Here is a 21,694-nt window from a genome sequence, read left to right on the forward strand (position 1 = left end):
AGCTCTTTTTTAGTTTTTGATTTTCTGTAAGCGTTCCCGTGTTATAATGAACCAAGTTGTATACAAGTTACCTAAAACGTTTTCTGCCTTTTGACTTCATAATCTGAAAGCGAGGTTCAGTGATGATTAAAGCAACGGAAGATAATCAGTATGTTGAACTAACAAGCCCGACAAGTTTACCGAAGGCATCCGGATTTCTTTGGAATGAAAAGATGATGATTCATGTGAATTGCCGGGGGTACGCGGTGGCCCAATTCATGCAGCCCGAACCTGCCAAATATTCGTACGCGCCCAACCTGGAAGCGAAGACATTCATGCAACCGGAGCAGCCATACTATGCCCACCATCCGGGACGGTTTGTCTACATTAAAGATGAAGTAAGTGGCGAAATCTTCTCTGCCCCGTATGAACCGGTTCGCAAGCAGGCGGATAGCTATACGTTCGCTGTAGGCAAACATGATATTCATTGGAAAGTGATTCAGGACGACATTTGCATCGAGATGTCCCTGCGTCTGCCGAAGGAAGATGTTATGGAGCTGTGGCGTGTAAAGGTAACCAATCTGTCTTCGAGAAAACGCAAGCTGAGTATCTACCCGTATTATACAGTCGGTTATATGTCATGGATGAACCAGTCCGGTTCCTATGTGGAAGAGTTACAGGGCATTGTCTGCTCGGCGGTTACACCGTATCAGAAATATCAGGATTATAGCAAAATCAAAACCTACAGCGACAAAACCTATCTGCTTGCAGATCATCAACCGATCGCATGGGAAGTGAATCAAGAGAGCTTTGAAGGCGAAGGCGGACTTCATAATCCTTCCGCTCTTCAGTCGGAGACACTCGCTGGCGGAGATGCGCGTTATGAGACACCTGTGGCTGTATTGCAATACAGAGTAGATCTGGAAGCTGGTGCTGAGCAGGCCTACCGATTTATCTTTGGCCCGGCTCATGATGAGGCAGAGATTGAAGGCATTCGTCAGCATTATTTTGTGAAGCAGAATGAGGCAGGACAGGATGGTTTCACCGCAGCCGAGCAGGAGTATGCTGAGTATATTGCGGAAGGGCAAGGAAACATCCAGATCGAGACACCGGACAGCTGGCTGGATAATGTCGTGAATCACTGGCTACCTCGTCAGATGTATTATCACGGGAAAACAAACCGTCTATCGACCGATCCACAGACCCGGAATTATCTGCAGGATAATATGGGGATGAGTTACATTCAACCGCAGGTTGCGCGGGCTGCGTTCCTGACTGCATTGTCACAACAGCATATTAGCGGCGCCATGCCGGACGGAATTATTTTGCACCCCGACGCAGAATTGAAATATATTAACCAGATTCCTCATACCGATCACTGTATCTGGCTTCCGGTCTGTATGAAGACTTATCTGGATGAAACAAATGACTATAGCATTCTGGAGGAACAGGTTCCTTTTACAGACAGTGAACAGAAGGTTTCCGTACTGGAACATATGAATCTCGCGATGCGCTGGTTGATCCACGAGCGGGATGCGCGTGGGTTGAACTATATCAATCAGGGTGACTGGTGTGATCCGATGAACATGGTGGGATACAAAGGCAAAGGCGTATCCGGCTGGCTGACCATTGCAACGGCTTATGCATTTAATGTTTGGGCAGATCTTGCTGAACAGGCAGGGCATGCCGAGGTTGCAGCGGAATTCCGTCAGGAAGCCAATCAGACCAATGCGGTAGCGAATGAGTATCTGTGGGATGGGGACTGGTATGCGCGCGGCATTACGGATGATAACGTAGTGTTTGGTGTAAGCAAGGACGTGGAAGGACGCATCTATATTAATCCTCAGAGCTGGGCACTTATGAGCGGTGCTGCGGATCAGGAGAAACAGGAGAAGTTAATCCGTGCCGTAGAGGAGCAATTGGAGACGCCATATGGTATTGAGAAGCTCGCGCCGTCTTTCACAGCGATGCGGGAAGATGTAGGCCGTGTTACGCAGAAACATCCGGGAAGTGCGGAGAATGGTGCCGTGTACAATCACGCGGCGGCGTTCTATATTTACGCGTTGTACCTGGTGGGCGAGAAGGAGAAGGCGTATCGTTTGCTGCGTAAAATGATTCCGGGTCCTGATGGCGAGGATATTCTCCAGCGGGGTCAGCTACCCGTATTTATCCCGAATTATTATCGCGGAGCTTATCGTCAATTCCCACGTACAGCTGGGCGCTCCAGTCATCTGTTCAACACCGGCACAGTACCTTGGGTGTATCGCTGCCTGATCGACGGATTGTTTGGACTGCAAGGTCACGCGCAAGGACTTCAAGTGCGTCCGCAGTTGCCAGAAGATTGGAACGAGGCATCGGTTACGCGGTTGTTCCGCGGAGCTGAGCTGCATGTAAACATGAAGAAGGATGCAACTGTCCAGGCGATTGAAGTGCATGTTGACGGTCAACGGATTGCAGGCGACATCATCAAGAATATACAAGCCGGCATGAAATATGAGGTGTTAGTGAAGCTGCCTTTGTAGAAAGAGTACGGAGTAGCTGATAAACGGTGTGAAGAGTTTTGGACAATCACTAAGAAAAATTAAAAACTGCCTTTCCTTTATAGAAGGAGGGCAGTTTTTGCTTTCAAGATGTTGTTTTGAATGAATCTGTTTGTCAGACTGAATATGATGAAAGAATTCACAAGCTAAGCTTGATTAGCAAACACTCTATTCTTTGACTCTGTACCAATAGCTATAGATCTCGGAATAACCCAGCTTCGCGTAGAGCTTTAACGCAGGTACATTATTCGCAACAACTTGCAGATAACTGGACGTGGCGCCATTCTCTTTTGCCCAATGCAGGAGGTGAAGGATCATCTGTTCAGCAAGTCCCTGATTGCGAAAGTTAGCGTCTGTAATGATGTCATACAATCCAATATAGCCACGTTCGATGACACCAAATCCACAAGCGACGACTTGCCCGTCAATTAACAGCGAGATGAAACCTGCCTTTGTCCGGATATTGTTCAACATAAGTTTCGTCGTTTCCCGTTGCAGATCATTCACCTTGTTCAGTCGGCAAAAGTGATCCAGCCACGCTGTGGTCAACTGTTCGTCAATCTGTACAGCTTGGTGCACAGGCTCTTTGATCTCTTCCAGACTCCGAGTCTGGATACGGGTCAGATCGACAACGCCATACCCTTTTTCTTGCAAAAGCTGGTCGAGATGATCCGGCTGAATAAACGGCGTGATTTTGAAAATCGTACTTAACTGATTGGAAGCATAGATACGCTCACATTCCTCAATCTTTTCATGCACATCCAGAGTTGAATAGTGGATAGGTTGAACGGAGTTGGCACGTTTGGTATATCCTTTGGCAAAACGGAGTACCCACCCGTCATACAGTAAGGTGGACAAGGGCTGCCAGTGATTAAGGGATAGTTCTTCAATGGTTTTGTATTCTGAATCTATGGTATGCGTCATATCCAACCTCCGACTTTATGATTAAATAATAATACATAATAATGTATAAAAATACAACGCGGATAGATATATCGCCAAACAGTATGCATTATGGTCGGAGATGGTATACAATTTGATTTGGTTGAATGAATAACTTCAGAAGCGGAGCGCATTATGTTAACGATAGAGATGCAAGGTCATAACATTAACTGTCATATCGAATACGGCAAACGCAAGAAAGTTTCCATCACGATGGACTTGCCTTATATGGTAACGATCAAAGCACCCAATGGTACCAGTGAAGACATGATCCGGCAACTTGTGGAGCAGCATGGAGATGTAATTTTGAAGAAATCCGCTCTGATGCAGCGGGCGCTCGATGGTCCTCAAGCCAAGGAATACGAAGACGAAGGCAAAGGGAAGTTTTTGCTTTTTGGCAAGGAACACGCATTACATGAATTAATTTCTGTAGAGGGACTTACAGAAGAAGAGCTGCGAGCGAATCTGAAGAAGTTTTATTTTGCCGAGTGTAAACGCATGATTGGGGAGCGCATTGGACGTTATCAGCAGGAGTTGAAAGTGAAGCCAAAGTCGATAGAGATTGTAGATTCCCCCACCAAATGGGGCAGTTGCAGCTGGGATAAAAAGCTTACGTTCAATTATCGCCTGGCGATGGCGCCACTGGAAGTGATGGATTATGTCATTATTCATGAACTTTGCCATATTCACCACATGAATCATGATCGCTCCTTCTGGCGGCGTATTGGCAGTATCATGCCGGATTACAAAACAAAAGAAGATTACCTGATGCGAAATGGACGGGCCATGACGTTGTAATTTCAGGCTTAAGCTTTCACTTGGATACGATAGTTTCCTCATTATCATTCGTGAAATCAGCGAGAGTCCCACTGTTGCAGTGAGTGCTTCGCGGATTTTTGTTGTGTCTATCGATACAGTACTTTCAAGTGATGGGATTAACATTTCAAATTGCATGAAAATAGCTGTCCCGCTCGTCCATTTGAAGTACAATATAAGCAAATATGCCCGTACCACGAATTCATTGCTATATCCGTGGTGGAAGGAGTCCAAAATGGCTGAAAGTAACCATTATTCGGTGCTGGTAGATGAATATATCTCGGAGTTTGCACCCGATGTACAGGTGAGATTACAGGCGTTAAGACAGATTATTCGCGAGTCGGCTCCGAACGCCGAAGAGAAGATCAGCTACAAGATGCCCACGTATGCGCAGCATGGGAATCTGGTTCATTTTGCTGCATACCAGCATCATATCGGGTTTTATCCTGCTCCAAGTGGAATTCTGGCTTTCAAGGAGGAGCTCTCCAAGTATAAAGGCGCCAAGGGATCTGTGCAGTTTCCGCTGGATCAGCCATTGCCGGAGGATCTGATTCGCCGGATTGTGGAGTTTCGGGTGAAAGAAAATGTGGAAATCGCGCTGGAAAAGAAACGCAAAATTAAAAAGGCCGAGAATTGATCTTCAACAATTAGCTAATACCCTACCCTATACTTTCAAAAGAATGGACATATAGACCGTTACCTTATCGAAGGGACGGTCTTTTTCTGTCTGTATACACATGCCGATCTGTACCGATTGCAAATGATACTTCCTTTCAGCGATTTTTCAGCCAGAGCGATTATAATACTCACGGAATCCTGTAATGGAAAAGGAGTTTTGGCATGTCTAAGATGCTGCATAAGTCGTTTTATCTCATTTTGCTCGTGTTTGTTGCGGTGTTTATTGTTTCGTCCTTGTTGGTTCGGGCACAGTACAACTATGCCTTGTATGGGGACAATCCTATTTTGGGCATGCAGCAGTGGAGTGTTTTTCTCCCGGTCACTCTTTTGCTTCTTGGTTCAGGTGTCGGGTTATATGCTCTATGCCTGAAACTGAACATATACAGCCCAAAGGTTGTCATTCCGATTGTGCTGTTCTGCTCTCTGGCCCTTCAGATCATCATCATTTTTGTATTTCCGAGAGTACCCACCGATGATTCGCAGACCGTTCTGTCACTTGCCATGAACATGCTGTATGACCAAGACTACTCTTCGTTTGAAACGGGTGGTTATCTGCACATGTTCCCGTTTAACTACTCGATCGTGTTGTACCTGAAAACGCTGCTGTACCTGTTCCCGGATAACTATCTGGTCATCAAACTATTTAATATTTTGTTTTCAACGTTAACAACGTTCATGATTTATCTTATTTATAAACAAGTGAATGACAGATCCATGGAACGTGATTACGGTGTGTTGATCTTTGCAGCGACGTACCTGCCTTCCCTGTTCCTGAACAACCTGATCTATAACGATGTGATTGCCACAGCATTTCTGACATCATGCCTATACTTCTTAATTCGTTTTGTACGTGAAAAGTCTTGGAAAACAATCGTCATTGCCGCCGTTTTTCTGGCAATGGGCCACTACTTCCGAAGCATCGGCGTAATCGTGCTAATCGCTGCCATTATGTATATCCTGTTGAATATGTGGAGCATCGGAATGAAGAAAGTCATCATTTCCATCGGTGTGCTAGGTATGTTGTTTAATGTACCAACCTGGACTCAGAATGCGGTTCTTGAATCCTCCGGTGCAGTGAGCGAACCTGTTGGAGAGAATGCGGCACCGGTCTATATGTGGCTGAATATGGGGATTAATCTGGAGCGCTTTGGCTTCTGGGACAATATGGAGAGTTATCAGATCTATCAGAGGCAGGCCAACTACAATAAGGCTGAAAGCGCAGATTTGTTCAAACAAGAGATTGGCAACAAGCTGTCTGAAGCAAGTGCGAGTGAATTGGTGCAGATGTATTACAAAAAGATTATATGGACCTGGACCGAAGGGACATACCAGATGGACCGCTACGGAATCGGCAATGAAAGTTCCATCGGTGCCGGAAGAGGAAGGGGAGGTGGAATCGCAGGCTCCTATAGTTATAACAATGCGATAACAGAACTGTTGCAAGGGGATTCGGCTTATCGGACGGGTTTACTCTGGATCGTATATGTGATGAATTTCTTGATGTACTGTTTTATTTTCTTCCGGTTGGCCGGTGGAATTCGTCGTAAACGGTATGATGAAGTCTCCTTAATCCTGGTCATTCTCGGATTCATCGGGTTTTATATTCTCTGGGAAATTAAGTCCAGATACATCTACCCTGTATATCCAATGTTGGTTGTGCTGTCCTATATGGGGTTCAAAGATACGTATGACTTCATATTCCATCGTAAAGTACCTTGGAGAGATATCCCCTGAGAAAAAGGTGATCATATGCGAAAAAATAAATATTTCACATCGGTTACAATACTCCTTTTGCTGGGGTGCTCGGTTATGTTTACGGCCTGCGATGTGATAACCGCCCAGAATATTACCAAGACCAGTTCTGTGCAAGGTATGAACGGTGGCGCTATGCCGAATGGTGGTGGCCCGGGCATGAATGTAGGAACACCGAGAGGTGGAAGGGGCACCCCGGGCATGAATGATCGAACAGGCAGTCCTGGAATGACGCAAGGGATGATGAATGCCGACATTACGGGTAGAGTCATCTCCGTGAATGGAAACACAGTTACGCTGGCGTTACTTGAGGTGCAGGCCAACTCATCCCCAAGCATGGAATGGAAGGATACCGGAATGGAGATGAAATTGAATATAGGTGATGTTGTTGCTATCACGGAAGGCATGGGGACGCCGCGCTCGGGCAATTCCAGCCCAAGTGCGAATTCGTCCATTCAAGTGTCTGATCTTCAAAAAGAAAACATCGTTATGGTGTGGTATAAGGACAACACCGAGACGGTTGAACGGGTGATGGTTGTCCAGTAAAAAATGATGGGAGTATTATCATTTTGTAATTGCTTACATTTGGCTTATCGGCTATTATGGTAACAACTGGTTTTTTGAAGGGAGTGAGCGTCATGAAACGACGGTCTAAGATGGTATGTTCTATTACTACAATGAAGGTAAGCATAAACTGAATAATTCCGGCAGATCATTCAGATACAGTGTGGGACACATCCAGTTTCCCAGTCGATCTGAGATCTGCTGATATATAGGGATATAACTGCTCATTTTTTCTGGCGTATGTGAGGTTTATTTGCTTGTGCAAATTTCTCATACACTCAGAATCTTTAAAAGCCGCAGGCATAGCCTGCGGCTTTTTGCGCGCAAAAATAGACATTCGATGCCTAGAAGCAATACCCATGAAAAGACCAAAGGAGAAATGCCCATGTTAAATTTAAAATATTTATTTCAAAATAATGATCTTGCCGAGATGATTCTAAAGAAGTGGAGTTATGATCCTGAGTCGCTGGACATGTTTCAGTATTATCGTATATCCTCCAATGCCGTGTATCCGTTCAGAGATCAGGGGGAAGTGAGATTACTTCGATTTGCTCCGGTAGAGGAAAAAAATCAAGTCAACCTTAGCGCGGAATTGGAGTTCCTCCGTTATCTTCGAACGAATCAGTATGGAGCCATGGAGGTGGTACCTTCTCATTCAGGAACAGAACTTGTAGAAGTTCATACGCCATGGGGAACGTACTATGCTTCCGTATTCAAGCGAGTCCCCGGATCACAGTTAGGAAGTATTGATTTGAATGACTCCATCCTGTACAGCTATGGTCAGGCGCTGGGTGAGCTGCATCATTTATCACGTACATTCATGCCTGAGCAGAAGGAGAAACGCTGGACCTATACGGATGTTTTGGATTGGATGCAGGAGATCCTGAAGGGTTTTCCTGGTGAAAGGGCTGCTCTGAACGAGGTGGAGTTTCTCCGAACATATTTTGCGACTTGGCCGATGACCCAGCAAAATTTCGGACTCATCCACTACGATTTTGAATTGGATAATGTCTTCTATGATGAAGGTAGCCAGTCTTGTTATGCCATTGATTTTGATGACTCGATGTATCACTGGTACGCAATGGACGTGGAACAGAGTCTGGATAGTTTACGTGAGGAGATCGAGCCTGAACAATGGGGGCAGAAGAGGCAATTGTTCCTGAACGGGTATTGGTCCAAGGCGGGAGAACGTTATGATCTGGGGAGTATGTTCCCCGCTTGTCGCCGTTTTGCCAACTTGTACGGTTATGTGCGTATGCTTCGATCTGTTGCAGAGCAGTGGTCACATGAGCCGGAGTGGATGAGCGGACTAAGAGCGAGGTTAGAGAGGATAATGACAGAAAAGGCAGAGCAATTCGGTCATCCGATTTAATTTCTAATGCAGCCAGACGCTTCTTCAATTCCATAAAAATATGTCATGTTCACACCAAAAATAATATGTTTCGAGAAAAAACAAACCAGCTGGGAATTCAATGTAGAATTCCTAAGCTGGTTTTTACATGTTACTCGGTATAATCACTTATCGCAGTACGCCCTGCTTCTACACTGATCCAGTAGGAATAATCTTCGCGCACGTCCACATAGAGGTTAAGTTCCTTCGCGTCAAGGTTACTTACCGTTAGTTTAAAATTGCCATAGGCATCTGTGGTAACCTGCTGCGTCTGGATGTGCTCTACAGCAGGCGAAGGACCATGGATTTTGATCGGCATCGTCTGGTTGGCATACGCCGGGAACGTACCTTGAAGGACCAGTGTGTGATCGGCAGAATATACTGCTTTCATGGTCTGATCCGGTAGTCCGCCGTTCTTTTCATTCTCGGTAGCTTCAGTGGCATTCTTCGGTCTGCTCCATAGTTCGAAGCCTTTTTCCTTCAGGTTCTGGAGAAAAACAACGGCCTCTGCCCGGGTCAAGGATTCTTGTCCCGCATAACCTTGCACCGTAGCTGCAGTTTTGCCTGAAGAGTATCCCATGTTCAGCAGATACCGGATGGCATCTTCATCCTGGGTATAATTTTTACCACCAAGCCCCGCCACGATTAAGGCTACTTCTGTTCGGTTCAAGGCATGATTGCGCATCTTCGGATTCTGTTTGCTGGCATCCAGATTCAGATTCAACGCGGAAGCATAGGTATAATAACGATCACTCCAGATGTTTCCTTTGATAGCTTGTCCCTCTGCAGCATCGATGCTCTGAATGACATGGGAATTCGCATACAGCTTAAACAACATGGAGAGGAATTCGGCTTCACTCACCTGATTGTTGGGTTTGAACGTTCCATCCTCGTATCCACTGACCATCTCCTGTTGAACGGCCCATTGAATGGCATCTTTCGCCCAATGTGTGCGGATATCAGTTAATTGGGGGATTCCCGTTACCGTAACAGAGACAACCGCTTCTTTCCCTTCAAAACGAATCCGAATTTCGGCTTTACCAGCCTGAAGTCCAATGATTTTACCATCCTTGATGGCAATGCGATCTGACGTGGTGGTGAAGGAAACGTTAGACTGTGGAACATAGGATGTTCCGTTATCATTCACGGCAGTGATCGAAGGCAGATCAATCTGTTCTCCTGCTCGGACTTTCAGGTTTGGTTGTCCTGGCGTTATACGGGTAAGTGTTGTATCTTGAACACCGTCAACATGGAAGAAACGTGTGGCGTATGAGATTTCCGCTGCTGTACCGTTCTTCTTTTGCAGACCTGTAATTCGAATGTTGAACGTATCGCCGTTTTTTAACAATTGCACATCGTCGGGACGGAAGATGATGGCGTAACCATATCCATATCCACCTGTCTCTACATTGAAATAGGCTTGATTAAACCATTGTTTATCCGCAGGGTCCACGTTGTAATAACCGGTTGGAAAGCCACTGTTCTGATTCTCGGCGTTAAAGGTCCACGTACGTTGATCGGAAGTCCGAGTCATCTCGACCTGTACCTCAGACAGTGATGGCTTTGCAAATACATCTGTATTCAGTTGAACAGACCAGGCCTGTGTACTGCCAAAGGCTTCGATTGGAAAAGCTCCCTGATTCGGGAACAGGCTGTAGTTGAACGAAGTTCCCCCCGTTCTGCTTTTATCAAATACCTGCATGGCACTATAGTACTGATCATATGTCTTGCCTGCTTCACTACGAGTGGCAAGTCCAAAACCGATTCGTTGCAGTTGTGGACTCAAAATCCAGCGCCGATGACCGAGTCGATCAATATTGGAGGCATCTGAATCATTCATGTAGGCCTGAATGCTTTTTGTCAGGACGTTATTCTTGGCACTGCTGGTAACGTAAAGATTGGAGCTGCTGGCAGACTTTGAACCTGTGTCAAAGAAATCCTTTGGCATATCTCCTGGCTGCTCTGGATAATGGGACAGGTATCCACCCGTGGAGACCACAACAGCCCCATGCTGGGCTTGACGATTCAATGTCGGGTCAAGCACAAGATCGCCCTGTAGCCCCGTGATAAAACGATAAAAGTTGACTGCGTTCAGCCCTTGTTCCAGATAGGCGTCACTTACCACACCAGCAGAGTAGGGAGCACTTGTCGAAGGTGTCTTTGTATACAGGGGAGATGTATCATTGCCATTCATCCACTGATTCCACTTTTGGACAATCTCCTGCTGACTTCGCTCAGGTAACAAACTGTCGACCTGTTCCGCATGTGCCGCTTGAGCACCCCATAACAGAAACAGCAGCCCTGCCAAGGGCAGGGTGAACAGTGAATGCATTTTATTTTTCCGGTAAACCATGTTTCCAACCCCTCTCATATCTGAACGTACGAAGAACATCTGCATGTTCAGCATTATGGTATATTCATCGACATTACAGCTGGTTTTGCTTAGAGCCAGGCATGGGAGCATAAGGCCAGGCGTGCGAAGGAGGGTGTTTGAATGAGTAGAACTGATGGTTCATTTGTGGAAAAAAAAGAGCACAGGCCAGCCCCACTGATACGGGACAGCCTATGCTCTTTCTACATATGTATCTGCTTTTTAGTCGAGACTCAGGTCGAAATCAGGCTCACACATATAATCTAATGGGTACAGATCATCTCGTGCCGAGATTAATGCACGGAAATGCAGATCCCTGATACCGTGCTCAGTCGCACTTTCATCTGAGCGATTGGAGACAAGTTCAGCTACCACAAAAACGTCTTCTGCGAGGTTACATTTAAAAAGAACATTTTTCGGATGAATGACTTCCTCCACGTAACTGTACGTCATCACGTGAAATGTTTGTCCGCGCCAGTTTGTCTTGATCACTTTATAGGACTGTGTGCGAACCAGATCCAGATAACGTTCCAGCTGGAACGTATGTTCAAATTGCGTAATATAACCTTTTTTATCTACATCAATCGTAAACTCCACATCATAGCTCACATGCATTTCATCTTTATAAGTTCCGTTCATGACCTTCATGGCGTCAAAGTGTGATCCGAATTCCGGATTTTCCACATAGGGAATGGTAACGAGTTCGGGGTCAACATAATCTGTGATCTTGCTATTCATGGATGGTGCACTGTAATACTTCGATGGCTGAAGATCAATCGATCCAATCATGCTTCCTGGGAAACCGGGGCTGCAAGTTATTCGCATAGTCATCTCCTTCGTTGTTGGTCAGTAGTTAGACGAACGAGTAAGAATAAAGTTGCACCAGAATAAGGAAAAGAAGGCCGGGGGCAAACTCGGCATTTCATTCTCCCAATATTGAGCAGGAACGAGTGGTAGGTAAATTTTCTTTTCATATGAACAGGAGTACTGGCACTATTTCCAATCTACCTACTCTTTTGATACAGTAACTGTAGGACATATCGGAGGTATATATCATATATGGAACAATGTTTTCATGAATGGGTCATGGAGAACCGTGCCCCATATCGCTCTCGGAGAGGAGTCCATCGAATGAATGTGAATGAACATGTGATTGAACAGCAGTCCCTTACCTTTGTGGGCATCAAACGAACGTTCTCTTGTGTGGATGGAGAGAATTTAAGAGGAATTCCTAAGATGTGGCAGGATGCTTTGGCAGACGGAATTGAGGAACGTTTAAACGGGTTCAATAACGGAGCCATTCTCGGATTGGTAGGCATCTGTGTAGATCAGCGAGAGCTGCATGAAAATCAAATGGAGTATTGGATTGCTAGCTCTCACTCAGGTGAAGTGCCTGAAGGTTTGGTGTCCATCGAACTTCCCGCGTCCCGTTGGGTTGTATTTGAGGCCGATGAATTAAAGCCGGAAGCAATACAACGGTTGTGGCACCATATTATGACAGAGTGGTTTCCTTCCACTTCATATAAGCATGCAGGGATTCCGGAACTTGAAGTATATAGAGGTCACGGCACACCTCCCCAAGTCTGGATACCTGTAAAATCTGTGTGAGCAAGATTGAATTAGGAGGCCGACGATGTTATCCAACAAAGTGATTGATCATTGCCAGGAGCAAGGCTGGTGGCATGAAGATGTTCCAGCGGCATACGAAGAAGCATTACGGAAGCTTGAGATTGATCTTCATTCGGATTTTGCACAATTTTATTTACATGCAGAGGATGGGCCAACATTTTACAGCAGGCATCAGGAGTTGTATCAGATCTGCTGGTTTATGGAGAACACCGTATATATGGAAGACATGAATGTAGCACAGCTTACACTGGGACTTCCCGAGGCATATATTCCAATGGACAGTTTTGAAGGTGAAGGTGGATTTTTCTACAATCGTCAGACGGGAGAAGTGGTGCTGGTGGAACTGGGGGAGTCCATCGAACGGTTTCTTAATGGCGAGAGTAAACCGCAGTGGGCTGATTTCAATGCTTTTCTGGAATGGTATTTCGTCCTGGAGGAGGAGACGGTGCAATGAAAGAGCTGACACCGGAACATGCCGAACTGGAGCGACAGATTATTGAAACCGTAGAAGCCGGTAATGTACTGGACGAGACGCAGCAGCATGAACAAGCCCTCATCTATTATGATCAGGCATGGGGCATGTTGCCGGAGCCAAAGATGGAATGGGAGATTGCAAGCTGGATCGCTTCCTGTCATGCGAATGCACATATTGATCTGAAGCAGTATGGACTGGCGAAGCCGTGGGCTGAGATATCGTTAAGTACGCGGAGTTCGGATAGAAGTACGAGTCCATTGATCGATCTCGGCATGATCTGCATGAGACTTGAACAGCATGACGAGGCGTATTTGTATCTGCATCAGGCGTATGAGTTCGGCAGAGAGCGTGCATTTCAGGGAATCCCGAGGGACGTGTTGAGTTATTACAACGAAGAGCGGGCTAAGCGCAAGTAGAGGTAATTCCAACGATACCGTGCAACGAAAAGGGTACCCCGGTTTGGCCAAACATGACCACAGGAGTACCCTTTCAATTATTACGGAATGTTCGACTTCATCTAATCCGAAATGTTACGCGTATAGTATTCAATAATATCCTTACGACGGATAATACCGAGGAAGACACGATCGACATCCACCACAGGCACAAAATTTTGGTCTGCTGCAAGTGTCAGCATATCCTCCATTTCAGCCTCAATGAATACACATTCATTATATACCCGATTGTTAATCTCATGGACTTGAACCTGATCCATCGTATCAAAAGTCAATCCGGGTGTATTTCGCATTTTCCATAACAAATCGCCTTCGGACAGGGTAGCAACATATTTTCCATCCTGGTCAATCACGGGAATGGCGGTGTAGTGGTGCGATTCCAATTGCTCAATAGCATCTTTCATGGAAGCGGTAGACTTGATATAGGCCACTTCGGCTTTGGGGAGTAAAAAATAGCTGATTTCCATCATCGGGCTCCTTTTCAGCCTTTTGCATAGCAAAAAAGCTTTAGTATGTAATCTCACTATCCTTATTTAAACATATTATGTGAGCTTTCGGCTATTTTTAATGATAAATTCGTCAGATTTGTTTCATTGTTTAAATGGCGCTGGAAATCTATAGTGTATATTAGAGGTGATGTAACCATGAAATCCAAACGTAAATTAATGTACGGACTGCTACCCATCTTGTTTGCAGGTGGAATCGGAATGTATCTATACATGCAGAATAACAAAGAAGCAGAAGCCAAGCCCCAGACTACCGTGAATCAGTACATAGAGCATCTGCAAAAAAAAGAGTTTGATCAGCTGTATACCTTGATGACACCTGCTTCGCTGCAAGAGTCGGGCATGAACAAGGAACAATTTGTTGAAAAATACAATGCGATCTATTCGGGCATGGAAGTATCCACCGTCAAGGCGGAGGTTAAGCCAGTGGATGTTGCCGAAACGGCGGCCGATGACAGTAAGACCGATGCGGAGAAACAAAACCCGGATACATATGAGGTGGATTATAACCTTGAGCTGACAACTTTTTTGGGAGAAGTCAGTGAGACGCATACATTGAAACTGGTACGGCAGGAGCTTGAAGATGGAAGCAAAAATTGGAAAATTAACTGGCAGCCCTCGCTGATCCTGAATGACATGATTAAGGGCAGTAAGGTACGCGTGAGGACACTGTTCCCTGAGCGTGGAGACATTGTGGATCGTGATGGCTTGCCACTGGCTACCAAGGGCACGATGAACGAGTGGGGCATTGTACCTGGGAAACTTGGTGATAACCCGGACCAGATGATTACCCGAATCGCAAGTCATTATCAGGTTTCGGAAGATGCCATTCACAAGGCGCTTGCACAGACATGGGTGAAGCCGGAGTACTTTGTCCCGATTGGTTCAACGGAGGAGTTTGACGTACCAGAATCTTTAAGCGGGGTTACGATGCAAAGCAAGGAAATCCGCTATTATCCACTCGGCAATGCGGCTGCGCACCTGATTGGATACGTGCGCAAAGCCACCAAGGAAGATCTGGATAAGGATACAGAAGGCTATTATCGCGCAGAGGATTGGATTGGCAAAGCGGGTTTGGAGCAGTCCATGGAGAAACAGCTGCGTGGTGAACGTGGTGGATTGATTGAAATTACGGATGAATCCGGCAACTCCCGTTCTGAGCTTATTCGCAAGGATGCTGTAGATGGACAGAATGTTCAACTGACGATTAGCTCCAAACAACAGAAGAAATTGTATCAGACATTGTCCGGTGGTGGAGACGCTGGTGCGATGGTTCTGATGAATCCGACGGACGGCAACTTGCTGGCGTTGGTGAGCGCACCTTCCTATAACCCGAACAAGATGGTTACAGGACTTACACAGGCAGAGTGGGATGCTTATTCGGCGAATGAGAAGCTTCCTTTTATCAACAGAGTCACTACCCGGTATGCACCAGGATCAACCTTCAAAGCGATTACAGCCGCAGCGGGACTGATGGAGAAGGTGACTACAGCGGACAAAACACATGATATCTCTGGCTTGCAATGGCGTAAAGACGATAGCTGGGGCGGTTATTATGTCAAGCGTGTGAAGAGTTTATCTCCAGTAGATATGGTCGATGCACTAGTGTACTCGGACAATATTTACTTTGCCATGGAAGCGATCGAGATGGGCAGCGCCAAGTTTATTGATGGGATCCAGAAGTTTGGTTTTGGTGATAACTTTGGACTGGATGAACTGTATCTGAAGCCAAGCCAATATGCCAATGAAGCACATCTGGATCTGTCTTCCGAGGTATTACTCGCTGATACGTCCTACGGGCAAGGGGAGATGTTAATGTCCCCGATACATCTGGCATCGTCATTTACACCTTTTATTAATGAAGGGAAGCTGGTGAAACCTGTTCTAATCGAGGGAAAAGAAAGCACTGACCCTGAGGTAATCATTACTCCGGAAGCCGCAAATACGGTTAAGGATGCTTTGGTAGAAGTTGTTTCCCGGCAGGGAGGTACGGCCCACACCTTGAATTCAATTCCTGGAGGACTCGCGGGCAAGACGGGAACAGCCGAGCTGAAAGCAAAAAAGGGAGAGAAGGGACAGGAAAACGGATTTTTCGTAGTGTTTGATACCGACTCTCCGACCTTCCTGTTATCCGCTGTGATTGAAGAGGTGAACGGCCGAGGAGGCAGCCATTATGTCGTGGATAAGTTGAAGCCTTTCTTGGAGAAGCTCGAGATGCCAGACGGGGAAAACATTGCAGAAGAATAAAGTGTGTGAAGAACGTAGAGAGAAGTTATAAATAAAAAAAAAAACACCGGTAACGGTGTTTTTTTATTTGCAGTTATACCAAGGGTATACGAAATGGATTATATCTTTGTTAAGTATTCGGTTAATTGATTGAGTGTTCCGGTAAACCCCGCTTGTACCATCTCTTTTGCAGCCTCGAAAGTTTGAAGTTCTTCCTCCGTTGGAGATGCGGGAGAAACAGTCAGTGTAATGGCTGTTTCCCCTTCCTCTTCGCTGAACGTTAGAGTATTTAGAGTGTTCATCGGCCAACTTTGGTCAAAGGGTGCACGTACAATGTGACCTTTCTCGTCAGAAAAGAAACTGGTGTATATAATTTTCTCTGATGCAATAATCTCACTGTATACGAATTTGACCCACATGGTGTCACCGTCAGCAGGTTTCTGGCTGTAATGAAAGACACCGCCCGAACGAAAATCTGATTCAGCAACATTTAACGACCAACCTTTTGGGCCCCACCAGTTCTGCAGATGTTCTGAGTCGGTAAATGCTTTAAACACAAGTTCGCGTGGAGCATTGAAGCGATAAGAGATTTCAACTGGACTAGACATTGTGTTTCCTCCAATAGTTTTAAGATAAGGTTAGCCATTATTTTCTTGCAGTAATCATGAAGCGTGCCGAGTTGGTACGAATGCCCTTCTCTTCGTAATGTTCTCTCACAAACTTCTGGAATCGTTCAACGTCCGTTTCTACCTTTCCGAAATCAGGAATAATGGGGGCATGGGTTAGGAGAAACATCAAGTCTTCGGGTGTAGCGTAATGCTCCACCACATTATATTCACGGACCTGAATGTCATGGAAACCTGCTATTTGAAGTTCATGCTTGTATCGTTCCATCAATGTGCCGGGTTGAATGCCAAGGCTCTGTCCACGTCCAAAAGCTTCTGAAAGGTTGGATTTATCATGTTCGCTGACCTGCTGGGTTAGAAATATCCCACCCTGAGCAAGAACTCTAAATACTTCTGAAGCAGAGAATCCGGAGTGTCTGGAAGATACCACATTAAAGAAGCAGTCTGGAAAATACAGTTTTTCTGCGTCCATATGAAGAAAGCGTACATTGGAATGAGTTCCCGCGGAATGAGCTTCCGTAGCCAGAAGATTCTGTTGTGCAGTTTCAATCATTCCTTGAGCGAGATCAATTCCCACCAATAACAAGGCTTCTTCTGCAATGGATAGAACAGCTTCTCCACCGCCTGTTCCAATATCGAGTAACAGATCGGACGATCGTGTATGGCGAACAACTTCCTCATAGAAGTTCCATCCGATGTTCTCCGAGACAACGTTCATGGAGCTGAAGTTCCAGCCATTCGTCCGGCCTACGCGTTCATAAAAGTCAGCGTAATCTATTTTGTTTTTCATTCTCATACTCCTCCAATGTGATTTGTTTGAACAGGACAAGAGAGTTGTGCCGAATCGTTCTATTGTAAATTGTCGAATGGGATCAAATGGACAGACGTGTCCCTTGATAGCTGGTACGCGTTTTGACCCAGCCCGACAACTATGTACTTCGAACAATACGGAGCAACATCCGTGTCACCTCACAAGTTGGAATGTCTTCATTATATTCAATTGACAGCGTATTCGCGAGGTGTTATTTTGAGGTGGAATGTATTCTATGAGTTCGAGGTGATCGATGGTGGCTATTCGTGCTAAGCAGATTTTTGTCAATTTACCTGTCCAAGATTTGAAGAAATCCGTTGAGTTTTTTACCAAGGTGGGATTTGAGTTTGACGCCAATTTTACGGACGAGTCTGCTACTTGTATGATCATCGGGGAAAATATTTACGCCATGCTTCTGGTGGAGGAACGTTTCCAATCCTTCATCTCGAAAAAAATCTCCAATGCTGCCGATACAACCGAAGTCATCGTTGCCCTGTCTGTAGATAGCCGAGAGCAGGTAGATGTAATTGTACAAGCTGCCCTCGATGCAGGCGCGAAACCATACAACGAACCGCAGGATCACGGATTCATGTATGGATGGAGTTTTCAAGATCTGGATGATCACCTCTGGGAAGTCTCCTATATGGACCTAAGTGCTTTTCCTTCGGCGTGACAAAATGAAAATAAGTAGAACCTTCCTAGTATAATAGGAAGGTTTTTTTGCATCTTTTCTGCATCCATTAATTATCGGGAGTATGCATTCACACATCCCCATGTACATGTACATGGACATGAATAGGATAACCCGAGCTTGTTAAAAACGATCACAGGGAGATGACCATGACTCGTTCAAACGTGAAAAGTTATCGCTATCGTGTTGGAAAAAAGCAATATATCGTAATCCAGATTCACCAAACGGCGAAGGGTTATGCCGACTCAGGGAATGTACTTGCAAGTAATGCAGTTAACGTGCAGATCATGAAACAGAAAGGTCGCCGTTCTTCTCGCAGACGTTAGTCTGGCAGCAGAAAAGAGAAGTGGGGAGGGGGATGAATGATGAGTACACGTAAAAAGAAAGCAAAACAGGTTAACCGGGTGGACGTGGACAAAAGCCGTTTGAAATTCCAGGCACGACAGTCAGCCAAAGCATCGGTTGGACAGGGCGGTAACGCATTTGCGATCAATGCCAACGAACTGGGCAACATCCGGGTGCGCGCAGGACAGCAGGGCTGAACAGGAAGAGATACCGCTTGTCGGTATCTCCTTTCGGTTTGTGGAAACACGCACCGATTCTATCCTAATAACATATGGTGTATTTTACCTTTTTGCTATATGATAAGTGTCGATTCATGTTGACGTTTTGTATCGAAAGATGCCAAAAAGCTGATGTACTAGAAAGTTAAAAGGTAAGTATACATACGTTTCTTTTTGATGGAGGGATTAGGGTGTATTGTCACATATGTGGGACCAAAAGTAGTCCTGGGGATAGTAAGTGCAGAACGTGTAACACAAAACTGAAAGATGCAAGCTCCACAGAGGAACAGATCTGGGCGGAAACAGCCGTGGGTTTGGAAAAAAGAACAGAGGAATCAGCCAAATTATTATCCCGGCAGCAACAGCCTGCACCGAGACAGGGCAACACCAGTCAAGTCCGCGCATTTAGTTGGATCATTCCACTGCTACTGGCAGCCGTGATGGGGGCTTTACTAACGTTCTACTATAAGCAGGAGATGGGTATTAATGCGGAGGTGAATTCTCTGCATCAACAGGCGGAACAAGCGGCCCTGGGAGGTAAATACAAAGAAGCACTGCAGTTGCTAGACACCGCTCTAGTGAAACGACCAAACTATAATGCACTTGTACAGGATCGCCAAATTACGGCGAAAGCGTTCAATCTGATGAATCAGTTGAATGAGGCTGCCACAAGTCTGAAAACAGGAAAACTCTCAGAAGGAGACAAATCCATTCAGGCAGTAGCGAAAGCACTGAAAGAGCGAGAAGAGCTCGTTTTCACCAAAGTACGTGCCACATTAAGTAATAGAAAGATTACGCTGGCTGTATTGAAGGTGAAAAAAGAAATCGATAGTTTGACGACAGTAGAGGCGCTGGCTGAGAAGCTGGATACGATATCGAATCTGAAGGGCGAGGAAGCCGAAGCAGTAGAGAAGCAAATTGTTGATAAGCTGGCAGGGATTAGCTACAAGCAGGCTGAGCAGCAAGTCAAGACAAAGGATTTTACAGCGGCATTGCAAACGGTCGATCAAGGGCTGTCTTATGCGCCGGAGGATGATAAACTGACAGCGTATCGTGATCGGGTGCTGAGTGAGAAGAAGAGTTTCGAGAAAGCGGAAGCCGAACGGATTCAACTTGCCGAACAACAGGCAGCAGAAGAAGATCTGAAGAATCGAACGTCGGCAGTGAGCATTGTGAATGTCGAAGCAACGCTTGATATGTATGGTGACCTGTATATTAGCGGTTCAATCATTAACAATGCAACTCGGCCGATCTCTTCCGTCACCGTCATGGTCGATATTTATGGTACAGACGGTACTTATTTGGGCCAAACCTATGTGGATGTGTATCCAAGCTGGATTGAAGTGGGTGAAGAAGGATTTTTTGAGACGTATTACTATGGTGTATACCAAGAAGCAGAAGTATCTGTTGTGAATGCAACGTGGTATCTGGAATAGGAGGACAGGTTGGAATGGGCAAACGAATATGGAGCACCATTATATCCAGTGCAATCATTATAGGAGTCGGAGCAGGAGGCGTGTTCTGGATTCACAGTTATACAGCAGATCAGTTGCAGGCTGAGCCCAGATTGGCTGTTGTTAATGCGAAGGAAACAGAAACCGCAGCATCCAAACCGTCCTCCAAGACAGTCGTGAAGAAAACACGTAAACAGATTATTGAAGAGAGTCAGAAGAAAGTGGTTACGATCGAGAGCAGCAGCGGACTAGGCTCCGGTTTTCTATATAATGATCAGGGAGATGTTGTAACCAATGCTCATGTGGTAGAAGGTTCGAAGGAAGTGACGATACGTACCCTGAATCATGAGGAATATAAAGGAACAGTAATCGGAATCGGGGAAGAAACAGATATTGCTGTCGTTCGAGTACCTGATCTGAAAAAGGTGAAACCGCTGGCTATCGCCAAATCTAAAGCCGAGACTGGAGATGAAATCCTAGCTCTGGGGAGCCCGCTCGGGTTCGAGAACACGGTAACTACAGGCATTATCAGCGGTGTTGGACGCAGTTTCGAAATTGCGCCTTACATTTACAGCAATCTGTATCAGATCTCGGCGCCGATTACCCATGGCAACAGTGGCGGACCACTAATCAACGCAGAGACGGGCGAAGTACTTGGTATTAACTCAGCCGTTGTGGAGCAGGAGGGCGGAATTGGGTTCAGTATCCCTATCACCAGCGTGCTGAAGCAGGTGCAAGCCTGGTCCAAGAAGCCATCCAGCACATCGGCGGTTCAGACGGCTGGTGGTAATGGATCGGGATCGATCTCAGCTTCTGCAAAAGCAGAAGGGGTGGTGACCGAGTTTTACAACAATCTGAATCTAAGTGACTATGTTACAGCTTATGCTTTGCTCGGCAGTGAATGGCAGAGCGGCACAAGTTATGCCAAATTTCGTGAGGGTTACCTCAATACCAGTTATGTGACTATTGGAGAGGTCTCTTCTATAGACAAGGGCAATGATGGGATGGAAGTGACAGCAGTGATTACAGCCGATGAACGCAGGGACGGCGAATATGTAACGACGAAGTATAGGGTTACATATCAGGTTGCTTCTGAGAATGGTCAATTGAAAATATTGCATGGTAAAGGTAAGAAAATAACATAAAATAAATCATCAAAGGAGAGTTGGCTGATGTGCCACTCTCCTTTTTCATTGCTTATATTCGATGCATCTGTTAAAATACAG

General features: G+C 45.7%; 21 protein-coding genes. 15 read left to right on the forward strand and 6 right to left on the reverse strand.

The features are described from left to right. Positions 1-122: 122 nt before the first annotated feature. On the forward strand, positions 123-2,501 hold the full coding sequence (locus J2X75_RS28260) for a GH36-type glycosyl hydrolase domain-containing protein (RefSeq protein ID WP_310342650.1): 2,379 nt from the start codon (positions 123-125) through the stop codon (positions 2,499-2,501). Between the two features lie 186 nt (positions 2,502-2,687). Here J2X75_RS28260 and J2X75_RS28265 read toward each other — a convergent pair whose 3' ends face one another. Then, positions 2,688-3,443, reverse strand: coding sequence for a GNAT family N-acetyltransferase (locus tag J2X75_RS28265; protein WP_310342653.1), 756 nt, complete (start codon positions 3,441-3,443; stop codon positions 2,688-2,690). A gap of 153 nt (positions 3,444-3,596) precedes the next feature. Here J2X75_RS28265 and J2X75_RS28270 point away from each other — a divergent pair, with 153 nt between their 5' ends. The 5 genes from J2X75_RS28270 to J2X75_RS28290 all read left to right on the forward strand — a co-directional run bounded on the left by J2X75_RS28270 (position 3,597) and on the right by J2X75_RS28290 (position 8,643). Then, complete coding sequence (locus J2X75_RS28270) at positions 3,597-4,259, forward strand: M48 family metallopeptidase (RefSeq protein WP_310342655.1); 663 nt, start codon at positions 3,597-3,599, stop codon at positions 4,257-4,259. Between the two features lie 253 nt (positions 4,260-4,512). Continuing rightward, entirely contained in the window at positions 4,513-4,914 is a 402-nt protein-coding gene (locus J2X75_RS28275) for an iron chaperone (RefSeq protein WP_307539816.1), read from the forward strand. A gap of 203 nt (positions 4,915-5,117) precedes the next feature. Further along, a complete protein-coding gene (locus tag J2X75_RS28280; RefSeq protein WP_310342658.1) occupies positions 5,118-6,689 on the forward strand; it encodes a glycosyltransferase family 39 protein in 1,572 nt (523 codons plus the stop codon). A gap of 75 nt (positions 6,690-6,764) precedes the next feature. After that, positions 6,765-7,253, forward strand: a complete 489-nt coding sequence (locus J2X75_RS28285) for a hypothetical protein (RefSeq protein WP_310342660.1) — start codon at positions 6,765-6,767, stop codon at positions 7,251-7,253. A 403-nt stretch (positions 7,254-7,656) separates the two neighbouring features. Further along, positions 7,657-8,643, forward strand: coding sequence for a phosphotransferase enzyme family protein (locus J2X75_RS28290; protein ID WP_310342663.1), 987 nt, complete (start codon positions 7,657-7,659; stop codon positions 8,641-8,643). A gap of 130 nt (positions 8,644-8,773) precedes the next feature. Here J2X75_RS28290 and J2X75_RS28295 read toward each other — a convergent pair whose 3' ends face one another. Beyond that, positions 8,774-11,014 carry an S-layer homology domain-containing protein gene (locus J2X75_RS28295; RefSeq protein WP_310342666.1) on the reverse strand — a complete coding sequence of 747 codons (2,241 nt, stop codon included), beginning with the start codon at positions 11,012-11,014 and terminating at the stop codon, positions 8,774-8,776. Positions 11,015-11,254: 240 nt separating this feature from the next. Further along, positions 11,255-11,857, reverse strand: coding sequence for a hypothetical protein (locus J2X75_RS28300; protein ID WP_310342670.1), 603 nt, complete (start codon positions 11,855-11,857; stop codon positions 11,255-11,257). A gap of 306 nt (positions 11,858-12,163) precedes the next feature. On the opposite strand from J2X75_RS28300, the gene J2X75_RS28305 reads away from it, so the two are divergent. Genes J2X75_RS28305 through J2X75_RS28315 form a run of 3 tightly spaced genes read left to right on the forward strand, consistent with a single transcriptional unit; the run spans position 12,164 to position 13,552 of the window. Continuing rightward, a complete protein-coding gene (locus tag J2X75_RS28305; protein ID WP_310342672.1) occupies positions 12,164-12,640 on the forward strand; it encodes a GyrI-like domain-containing protein in 477 nt (158 codons plus the stop codon). A 25-nt stretch (positions 12,641-12,665) separates the two neighbouring features. Then, complete coding sequence (locus tag J2X75_RS28310; RefSeq protein ID WP_307539795.1) at positions 12,666-13,115, forward strand: hypothetical protein; 450 nt, start codon at positions 12,666-12,668, stop codon at positions 13,113-13,115. Then, complete coding sequence (locus J2X75_RS28315) at positions 13,112-13,552, forward strand: hypothetical protein (RefSeq protein ID WP_310342676.1); 441 nt, start codon at positions 13,112-13,114, stop codon at positions 13,550-13,552. Before J2X75_RS28310 ends, J2X75_RS28315 begins: the two co-directional genes overlap by 4 nt. 101 nt (positions 13,553-13,653) lie before the next feature. Here the strand turns inward: J2X75_RS28315 and J2X75_RS28320 are convergent, their stop codons facing one another. Continuing rightward, entirely contained in the window at positions 13,654-14,058 is a 405-nt protein-coding gene (locus J2X75_RS28320) for a CBS domain-containing protein (protein ID WP_074093601.1), read from the reverse strand. Positions 14,059-14,235: 177 nt separating this feature from the next. On the opposite strand from J2X75_RS28320, the gene pbp4 reads away from it, so the two are divergent. After that, a complete protein-coding gene (gene pbp4 / locus J2X75_RS28325) occupies positions 14,236-16,344 on the forward strand; it encodes a penicillin-binding protein PBP4(5) (RefSeq protein ID WP_310342678.1) in 2,109 nt (702 codons plus the stop codon). 98 nt (positions 16,345-16,442) lie between these two features. On the opposite strand, the gene J2X75_RS28330 is transcribed toward pbp4, so the two are convergent. Beyond that, complete coding sequence (locus tag J2X75_RS28330) at positions 16,443-16,931, reverse strand: SRPBCC domain-containing protein (RefSeq protein ID WP_310342680.1); 489 nt, start codon at positions 16,929-16,931, stop codon at positions 16,443-16,445. Between the two features lie 37 nt (positions 16,932-16,968). Then, on the reverse strand, positions 16,969-17,739 hold the full coding sequence (locus J2X75_RS28335; RefSeq protein WP_310342682.1) for a class I SAM-dependent methyltransferase: 771 nt from the start codon (positions 17,737-17,739) through the stop codon (positions 16,969-16,971). A gap of 277 nt (positions 17,740-18,016) precedes the next feature. Here J2X75_RS28335 and J2X75_RS28340 point away from each other — a divergent pair, with 277 nt between their 5' ends. The 5 genes from J2X75_RS28340 (at position 18,017) to J2X75_RS28360 (ending at position 21,613) form a co-directional block, all read left to right on the forward strand. Next, positions 18,017-18,433, forward strand: a complete 417-nt coding sequence (locus J2X75_RS28340; protein WP_105602193.1) for a VOC family protein — start codon at positions 18,017-18,019, stop codon at positions 18,431-18,433. A gap of 167 nt (positions 18,434-18,600) precedes the next feature. After that, positions 18,601-18,777 (forward strand): hypothetical protein, encoded by a 177-nt coding sequence (locus J2X75_RS28345; RefSeq protein WP_310342685.1) that lies wholly within the window; start codon positions 18,601-18,603, stop codon positions 18,775-18,777. A 36-nt stretch (positions 18,778-18,813) separates the two neighbouring features. Further along, positions 18,814-18,993 (forward strand): hypothetical protein, encoded by a 180-nt coding sequence (locus tag J2X75_RS28350; RefSeq protein ID WP_310342688.1) that lies wholly within the window; start codon positions 18,814-18,816, stop codon positions 18,991-18,993. Positions 18,994-19,322: 329 nt separating this feature from the next. Beyond that, positions 19,323-20,450, forward strand: coding sequence for an FxLYD domain-containing protein (locus tag J2X75_RS28355; protein ID WP_310342693.1), 1,128 nt, complete (start codon positions 19,323-19,325; stop codon positions 20,448-20,450). Positions 20,451-20,464: 14 nt separating this feature from the next. Beyond that, positions 20,465-21,613, forward strand: a complete 1,149-nt coding sequence (locus J2X75_RS28360) for a S1C family serine protease (RefSeq protein ID WP_310342695.1) — start codon at positions 20,465-20,467, stop codon at positions 21,611-21,613. Positions 21,614-21,694 lie beyond the last annotated feature (81 nt).

Origin of the sequence: Paenibacillus sp. 2003 (genome assembly GCF_031455635.1) — a bacterium.
GTDB classification, from domain to species: domain Bacteria; phylum Bacillota; class Bacilli; order Paenibacillales; family Paenibacillaceae; genus Paenibacillus; species Paenibacillus amylolyticus_B.